The organism is Burkholderia sp. Bp9090 (genome assembly GCF_003857985.1).
Lineage (GTDB): Bacteria > Pseudomonadota > Gammaproteobacteria > Burkholderiales > Burkholderiaceae > Burkholderia.
The window spans coordinates 21,090-28,982 of record NZ_QTPV01000068.1 but is presented as its reverse complement, the minus strand read 5'-3'; the positions used below and the strand labels follow the sequence as shown (position 1 = coordinate 28,982).

7 protein-coding genes are annotated in these 7,893 nt (G+C 69.0%); 4 read left to right on the top strand and 3 right to left on the bottom strand.

Going from position 1 to position 7,893, the window contains the following annotated elements; all coding sequences use genetic code 11:
- The first annotated feature begins 108 nt into the window (after nt 1-108).
- The 4 genes from DIE16_RS34820 to DIE16_RS34805 all read left to right on the top strand — a co-directional run bounded on the left by DIE16_RS34820 (nt 109) and on the right by DIE16_RS34805 (nt 3,875).
- Nucleotides 109-1,032, top strand: coding sequence for an ABC transporter substrate-binding protein (locus DIE16_RS34820; RefSeq protein WP_124489210.1), 924 nt, complete (start codon nt 109-111; stop codon nt 1,030-1,032).
- A 61-nt stretch (nt 1,033-1,093) separates the two neighbouring features.
- Entirely contained in the window at nt 1,094-1,714 is a 621-nt protein-coding gene (gene pnuC, locus DIE16_RS34815) for a nicotinamide riboside transporter PnuC (RefSeq protein WP_124894312.1), read from the top strand.
- Nucleotides 1,715-1,785: 71 nt separating this feature from the next.
- Nucleotides 1,786-2,964, top strand: coding sequence for a phosphotransferase enzyme family protein (locus tag DIE16_RS34810; protein ID WP_124894314.1), 1,179 nt, complete (start codon nt 1,786-1,788; stop codon nt 2,962-2,964).
- Nucleotides 2,961-3,875, top strand: a complete 915-nt coding sequence (locus tag DIE16_RS34805; protein ID WP_124894311.1) for a sulfurtransferase — start codon at nt 2,961-2,963, stop codon at nt 3,873-3,875. The genes DIE16_RS34810 and DIE16_RS34805 overlap by 4 nt, the downstream gene beginning before the upstream one ends.
- A 91-nt stretch (nt 3,876-3,966) precedes the next feature.
- On the opposite strand, the gene DIE16_RS34800 is transcribed toward DIE16_RS34805, so the two are convergent.
- From DIE16_RS34800 to DIE16_RS34790, 3 genes are read right to left on the bottom strand one after another with little or no spacing between them, the layout of a single operon-like run.
- Nucleotides 3,967-5,301, bottom strand: coding sequence for an LLM class flavin-dependent oxidoreductase (locus DIE16_RS34800; protein ID WP_124894310.1), 1,335 nt, complete (start codon nt 5,299-5,301; stop codon nt 3,967-3,969).
- 29 nt (nt 5,302-5,330) lie between these two features.
- Nucleotides 5,331-7,016 carry an ABC transporter ATP-binding protein gene (locus DIE16_RS34795; RefSeq protein WP_124894309.1) on the bottom strand — a complete coding sequence of 562 codons (1,686 nt, stop codon included), beginning with the start codon at nt 7,014-7,016 and terminating at the stop codon, nt 5,331-5,333.
- On the bottom strand, nt 7,013-7,882 hold the full coding sequence (locus tag DIE16_RS34790; RefSeq protein ID WP_124894308.1) for an ABC transporter permease: 870 nt from the start codon (nt 7,880-7,882) through the stop codon (nt 7,013-7,015). Before DIE16_RS34790 ends, DIE16_RS34795 begins: the two co-directional genes overlap by 4 nt.
- Nucleotides 7,883-7,893 lie beyond the last annotated feature (11 nt).

Sequence of the window (7,893 nt, the reverse complement as noted above, 5' to 3'; positions counted from 1 at the left end):
AGCAGCAGGGCGACGCGTACCTGTTCCCCGGCGCGCCGCGCACCGCGCGCGTGTCGTTGACCTATGATTTCTGATCGACGGCGTCGATCAGCCAATGGAGAACCTGGCATGACCCGCATCACTCTGATGCTCGAGTACTTTCACCCGTGGACCAATGCAGCGGGCTTCTATTTGGCCCGCGACGAGGGGTGGTTCGCGGAAGAGGGGCTCGACGTCGAAATCGTCGTTCCCGATCCGGCGCGCGGTGACGCGCTCGGGCATCTCGCGCGACATGACGTGGACTTCGGCGTGTTTCCGAGCAATCGCCTTTTCGTGCAGCGCGAGGCGGGTCACCCGCTCGTGAGCATTGCGGCGATCAACCATCGGGCGCTGGAGACGATCCAGACCGTGGCCGCGACGGGCATCGCCCGACCGCGTGATCTCGCCGGACGACGTCTGGCAATGAATCCGACGCCGCGCGGGATCGCGATGGTGCGCCATCTCGTGGCACATGACGGCGGTGATCCGGATGCGGTGACGATCGTCGACAGCGGCGTGCGTGAACTGCCGCCCGAGAGCTTTCTCGAGGGCGTGGCCGATGCGTCGTTCGGCAGCTATTGGGCATGGGATACGCTATTCGCATCGAGCGTACCGGACGGCGAACGCCGCATCTGGCCCGTCGATGAAATCGGTGCGCCGGCCTATCACAGCTACCTGCTCGGCGCGCACGAGGATACGCTGGAAACGCGCGGCGAGCTGGTGCGCGGCTTTCTGGCGGCGGCGCGACGCGGCTATCTCGCTGTCGCGCGGGAGCCGTTGCGAGGACTGCCGTCGCTCGAGCGCGTCATTCCTTATTTTCCGACATCGCTGCTGCGCCGCTCGCTGCCGCTGATCGGTGCGACATGGACGCACGAGGGCGTGTGGGGCGTGCAACGCGAGGCGCTCCTGAATCCCTACGCGCAGTGGCTCGGCACACATGGCGTCTTGCGCGATGCCTCGCAGAGCCGTTACGCATTCACCAACGCGTTCCTGCCCGACGACACCGGTCGCTGAGCTCGGGCCGCGCCAGGCGGCCGCCGGCGTTTTATTCAAGACAAGGTAACTGACACATATCATGTCCGCACTCGAAATCATCGGCGTCGCCGTCAGCGCGCTCGCCATCTGGCTCACGGCGCGTCGCAAGATGCTGTGCTGGCCGATCGGGCTCGCGTCGGTGGCGCTGTATGGCTGGATTTTCTTCGACGCCAGGCTGTATTCGGATGCGCTGCTGCAAGGCGCGTTCGCCGCGCTTCAGCTGTACGGCTGGTGGCGCTGGCTGGCGCAGCAACGGCACGGCGACGATGCGGGCCGCGATGGCCCGCGAACCGTCGCGCCCGTCAGCGGCGTGCGCTTCGCACAGCTCGCGCCCGACCTGATCGCGGCGGTGAGCCTGAGCGCATTGCTCGGCGCGGCGATGGCTCGCTATACCGACGCCGCGCTGCCGTGGATAGACGCATCGCTCGCGGCATTCAGCCTCGTTGCACAACTCTGGACCGCGCGACGCTACATCGTTTCATGGACGTTGTGGATCGCCGTGGATGCTGTCTATGTCGGTGTATTCATCTACAAGGGCCTGTATCTCACGTCGGGGCTCTACGCGTTGTTTCTGGTTCTGGCGGCGCTCGGCTGGCGTGACTGGTCGCGTGCGGACACCGCACGGGAGACGTCGTACGTTGCATCGGGAAGCCGCATCTGATGGCATGCGATAGGACGAATCCAATGAAGTACCACACCGGACGCGCTCCGACGCCTTCCGTGAAGGCAGAGATGAACACGGGCGCACGCGATACGGGCGTGCTGGACGTACCGCCGCAATTCACCGTCGACGGCGAGACGTCGGTGCGCGATTGGCCACTCGTTACGCGTGATGACGTCGAACGGCTGTTCGCGGATTACGCAGACCTCGCGCCGCTCGCGAAGATTGCCTGGCATAGCCCCCGGCCGTTTTCGGCAGCCGTGCTTGCGCATACGCTCGATGGCCGCACATGGTTCGTGAAACGTCACCACGCCCGTCTGCGCAGCGCGCGTGGCCTCGCAGAGGAACACGCATTCATCGCGCACTTGCGCAACCGCGGCATGCCGGTACCCGACGTGCTGGCGGATCGTGCGGGCCGCACGGCGATTGCGTGTGGCGACTGGACGTGGGAGGTTCACGCGGCTGCGCCCGGGATGGACGCGTATCGCGGCGTGATGTCGTGGAAACCCTTCTTTCATCCGACCCACGCATGGTCGGCCGGCCGCACGCTTGCGCGCCTGCATCGGGCCGCGGCCGACTACGACGCCCCCGCCCGCGCATTGCAGCCGCTCCTGTCGAGCTTTCGCGTCCTTGGCAGTGCGAGCCTCGACGCCGCGCTCGACCGCTGGGTGGACGCCCAACCGGGACTCGCGCGGTCACTGGCATCGCGCGACTGGCGTGCCGATGTTGCCGAAACCATTGCGCCTTTGCACGCACGGCTCGTGCCGTTGCTGCCGGCGCTGCGACCGCTTTGGACGCACGGGGACTGGCACGCGTCGAATCTGCTGTGGACCGATGCATCTCCCGGCGCACAGGTACGTACGGTCCTTGACTTCGGCCTGGCGGACCGGACTTGCGCCGTCTACGATATCGCACTCGCGATCGAGCGCAATACGATCGACTGGCTCGCCGCGCCTGCGGCACGCGCAGTCCAGTACGAGCATATCGCCGCGTTGCTCGACGGATACGAGTCGCTGGCGCCGTTGAGCGAGGCGGAGCACGAAGCGCTGGTCGCGCTGCTGCCGATCGTCCATACGGAATTCGCGTTGCTTGAAGTCGAGTATTTCGAGGATATTCTGGCAGACGCCGCAGGTGTCTCTGCCGCGTATGACGGCTATCTGATCGGTCACGCACGCTGGTTTCGGAGCCACGACGGGCAGCGGCTGCTCGCATGGCTAGGGGCGCGGCGTCACAAGGAGGTGGGCAGATGAACGGTGGAGCGTCCTTTGGACTGGAAAACCCGGCGGCAGATGCCGCTCGACGCGCACGTATCCTGGTCGGCCCGGACGAGCTTGCGGCTTGTCTCGATGAACCGGACGTGGTCGTGCTGGATGCCCATGTGGAGTTGCCGCCGCCGCGCTTCGACGGAGATTACCGGGTGACGAGCGGCCACGACGGTTGGCTCGCCCAGCGCATTCGGGGCGCACGCCATGCCGATTTCACGAGTGGTTTGAGCGCGCCGCACGAGACGCTTTCGTTCATGCGACCCGCGCCGGCGGTGCTCGCGCGCGAACTCGCTGCGCTTGGCGTGACCAGCACGTCGCGCGTGGTGGTATACGACCGTGGCGACGGCTTGTGGTCTGCGCGGCTCTGGTGGATGTTGCGCTGGATCGGTCTCGATGCCCGGGTGCTCGATGGCGGCTGGCGAGCGTGGCGAGCGGCGAACCTGCCGGTCGATACGGGGCCAGCGAGCGCGGTGAAGCGCGGCCGCCTCGATGTGCGCGAGCGTGCGGGCATGTGGGCCGACCGTGCTGACGTGGAAGCAATGCTCGCAGGCGCTGTACGCGCCTCGCTTGTTTGCGCGCTGTCGGCCGAGGTCTATGCCGGAACGGCGCCGAGCCGTTATGCCCGGCGCGGACATATTCCGGGGAGCGTGAACGTCCCCGCGCGGAGTTTGCTCGACGCTACCGGGCGTTACGAAACGGCGCCCGGTCTGCGGCGCGCGCTGGGTTCGCTGGATGCCGCGCACCCTGTCTGCGTGTACTGCGGCGGCGGCATTTCCGCCGCGGTGAATGCCCTCGCACTCACGCTGGCGGGGTACGACAAGGTCTCCATCTACGATGGTTCGTTACAGGAATGGGCAGCCGATCCCGCTTTGCCGCTCGTCTCGGTATTCCGATAACGCTCGGCATGCGCGAGATGCACTCGTCGAGTCAATTGACGAGGGCAGGGTCGCATTGGCGCGCCCCGCCACGCACACGATGCTCGCCCGCTCATGCCGCGCGGGCGTGCCGGTTCGGCGGATACGGCAGCCCGAGATGCTCGCGCAGCGTCGCGCCTGCGTAATCGCGCCGGTACACGCCGCGCTCCTGCAGGACCGGCACGACCCGGGCAGCGAACTCGGCGAACGCGGCGGGCGTGCCGCCGCGTACGATGAAGCCGTCCGTCGCACGCGCGTCGACCCACGCCTGCAACCCGTCGGCGACCTGCTCGGGCGTGCCCGCGAAACTCGGGCGCGGCGTGGCGGCCTCGAGCGCGACCTCGCGCAGCGTCAGGCCGCGTTCGGCGGCGTCGCGCTTGATCGAGTCGGTCGTGCTGCGGAACTGGTTGCTGCCGAGGTCGCCGAGGTCGGGAAACGGTGCGTCGAGTGCGTACTGCGAGAAATCGTGGTGATCGAAGTAGCGGCCGAGATAGTCGAGCGCGTTGTCGATCGTCACGAGCCGCGCGGTGTCCTGGTATTGCGCTTCGGCGTCGGCGGCCGACGCCGCGACGATCACGCTGATGCCCTGGAACACCTTCAGGCTGTCGGGCGCGCGGCCGCGCGCGGCGAGCCGTCGCTGAACGTCCGCGTAGAACGCCTGCGCGAGCGGGATCGTCTCCTGGCGCGTGTAGATGGCGTCCGCGTGTTCCGCCGCGACACCCTTGCCGTCGTCCGACGCGCCGGCCTGGAACAGGATCGGGCGCCCTTGCCGCGAGCGGCCGATGTTCAGCGGGCCGGCCACCGAGAAAAACTCGCCGACATGATTCAGCGTGTGCAGCTTGGCCGGATCGAAGAACACGCCGCTCGCCTTGTCGCGCACGAATGCATCGTCTTCCCACGAATCCCAAAGCCCTTTCGTCACCGTCAGGAATTCCGACGCGATCCGGTAGCGCAGCGCGTGCTCCGGGTGTGCGCCACGCGAGAAATTCTTCGCTGAACCTTCGAGCGGCGACGTGACGACGTTCCAGCCCGCGCGGCCGTCGCTCAGATGATCGAGGCTCGAGAACTGCCGCGCGACGGTGAACGGATCGCTGTACGACGTCGACAGTGTGCCGACCAGCCCGATCCGCTCGGTGACGAGCGCGAGCGCCGACAGCAGCGTGAGCGGCTCGAAGCGGTTCAGGAAATGCGGAATCGACTTCGCGTTGATGTGCAGCCCGTCGGCGACGAACAGCAGGTCGAATTTGGCCGCCTCCGCCTGCCGCGCGAGCGTGCGGACGAAATCGACGTTGATGCTCGCGTCGGCGACCGCATCCGGATGGCGCCACGCGGACATGTTGCCGGATGCGCCCTGGATGATGGCGCCAAGATGGATCTGGCGGGGAGTAGTGTGGATCGGTTGACTCATGGTGGCGGTTCGGTGAGGACGGGCAAGGTTCATGCGAGCGCGGCGAGCGGCGGCGCGGCATGCGCGCCGGCCAGCGGCGGCAGTGTCGGCAGCGCATCGAGCAGCGATGCGGTGTACGGGTGCGACGGCGCGCCGAACACGCGCTCGACCGGGCCGCTTTCGACCACCCGGCCGCCGCGCATCACGAGGATCCGGTCGGCGACGTGATGCACGACGCCGAGATCGTGCGAGATGAACAGCATCGCGGTGCCGTGCTCGGCCTGCAGATCGGCAAGCAGATCCAGCACCTGCGCCTGGATCGACACGTCGAGCGCGCTGACGGGCTCGTCCGCGACGAGCAGCGCCGGGTTCGACGCGAACGCGCGCGCGATCGCGACGCGCTGCCGCTGCCCGCCGGACAATTCGCGCGGGTAGCGGTCGATGCAGCCGGCGCCGAGTTGCACCTCGTCGAGCAGTTGCAGCACGCGGCGGCGGCGCGCATCGCCGCGGATACCGGCCGCGTCGAGGCTTTCGCCGACGATCTGCCCGACCGGGTAGCGCGGGTCGAACGAGCTGTACGGGTCTTGCGCGATCAGCTGCAGCCGGGCGCGCCGCGCGCGCCGCGCGGCTTCCGGCACACCGCTCCACGGCTGGCCGTCGAGCGCGACAGAGCCGCTGTCCGGCTCGACGAGCCCGAGCACGATGCGCGCGACCGTGGACTTGCCGGAACCGGATTCGCCGACGATGCCGAGCGTCTCGCCGCGTGCGAGCGTGAACGACACGCCGTCGACCGCGGCCGGCGCGGTGCGATCGCCGTAGCGTTTCGTCAGCGCGTCGACGGCCAGTACCGGTGCATGCGCATCGATGCGCTTCGGCGGCAGCGGAACGCGCGCGGCAGTCGCGAGCCGGAACCCGCGCGATGCCGCGGTGGGAATCGCCGCGAGCAATTCGCGCGTGTACGGATGCGCCGGCGCGGTCAGCACGTCGCGCGCCGGCCCCTGTTCGACGACCTGGCCGGCGCGCATCACGAGCACGCGATCGGCGAGCTCGGCGACGACCGCGAGATCGTGGCTGATCAACAGCACCGCGTCGCCGGCATCGCGGCGCGCGCGCAGCAGCGACAGGATCTGGCGCTGCACGGTCATGTCGAGCGCGGTGGTCGGCTCGTCGGCGATCAGCAGCGATGCGCCGCCCGCAATCGCGGTGCCGATCAGCACGCGCTGCCGCAAGCCGCCGGACAACTGGTGCGGATACTGCGGCAGCCGCCGCTCGGGGTCGTCGATGCCGACCGCGCGCAGCAGGTCGGCGCTGCGCGCCGCGACGTCGCGCCCGCGCGTGTCGCGCAGCGCCTCGGCCACGAGGTCGCGCACGCGCCACAGCGGATCGAGCGACACCAGCGCGTCCTGCAGCACGTAGCCGATCCGGCACCCGCGTATCGCGCGCCAGTCGCGCTCGCGATGGCCGCGCGCATCGGCGCCGGCGATCTCGAAGCGGGCGGCGTCGAGCACCGCGTGTGGTCCGTTCAGCCCGACGAGGCTGCGTGCGGTGACCGACTTGCCGGAACCCGATTCGCCGACGAGCGCGACGCATTCGCCGGCATGCACGGCGAGCTCGAGCGGCCCGACGACGGGCCGCGTGCCGTGCGCGCCGCGAAAGCCGATCGTCAGGCCTTCGATGCTGACCAGTGGTGCGGTGCGCACCGGCGTTGCCGGCGCAGTGGATGCAATCGTGCTCATGCTGCCTCCCGGCGTTCGAAGCGGGCCTGCCAGTAGCCGCCGAGCGCATTCACGGCGATCACGGCCGCGGTGATCGCGAGGCCGGGCCACACCGCGATCCACCACGCGTTGTACAGATAGTTGCGGCCCTCGGCGAGCATCAATCCCCATTCCGCCGCGGGAGGCTGCGGCCCCATGCCGAGGAAGCTCAGTCCCGACGCGCCGATGATCGCGGTGCCCAGTCCGATCGTCGCGAGTACCGGAACCTGCGCGATCGCGTGCGGCAACACGTGCCGCCACACCAGCACCGCCGGTGCGAGGCCGAGCGTGCGCGCGTGCTCGACATAGCCGGATGCCGCGACGACGAAGGTCTGCGCACGCACCACGCGTGCGAAGCGCGGCACCGACGCGACGCCGAGCGCGAACACGAGATTGACCGCGCCGGGGCCGGTGAACGAGATCAGCATCAGCGCGAGCAGCAGGTCGGGGAAGGCGGACACGACGTCGAGCACGCGCGTGATCAGCTCGTCGAGCCAGCCGCGCGCGAGGCCGGCGAACAGCCCGAGCACGGTGCCGAACAGGGTCGCGACGCCGATCGCGGCCGCGCTGATCGACAGCGAGTAGCGGGCGCCGTACACGACGCGCGAGAAGATGTCGCGGCCGAGCTGGTCGGTGCCGAGCCAGTGCGCGGCGCTGCTGCCGAGCTGCGCGGACAGCGGATCGGCCGCCAGCGGGTCGTAGTGTGCGAGCCATCCGGGTGCGACGACGGCAACCACGTTCAGCAGCAGATAGACGGCGGCGAGCGCGAGGCCCGGGTGGCGGCGCAGCCAGCCGGCGGCGCCGGATGTCGCCGGGGCGCGCAACGCGAGATCGACGGGCGTGGACATCGAAGCCTCCG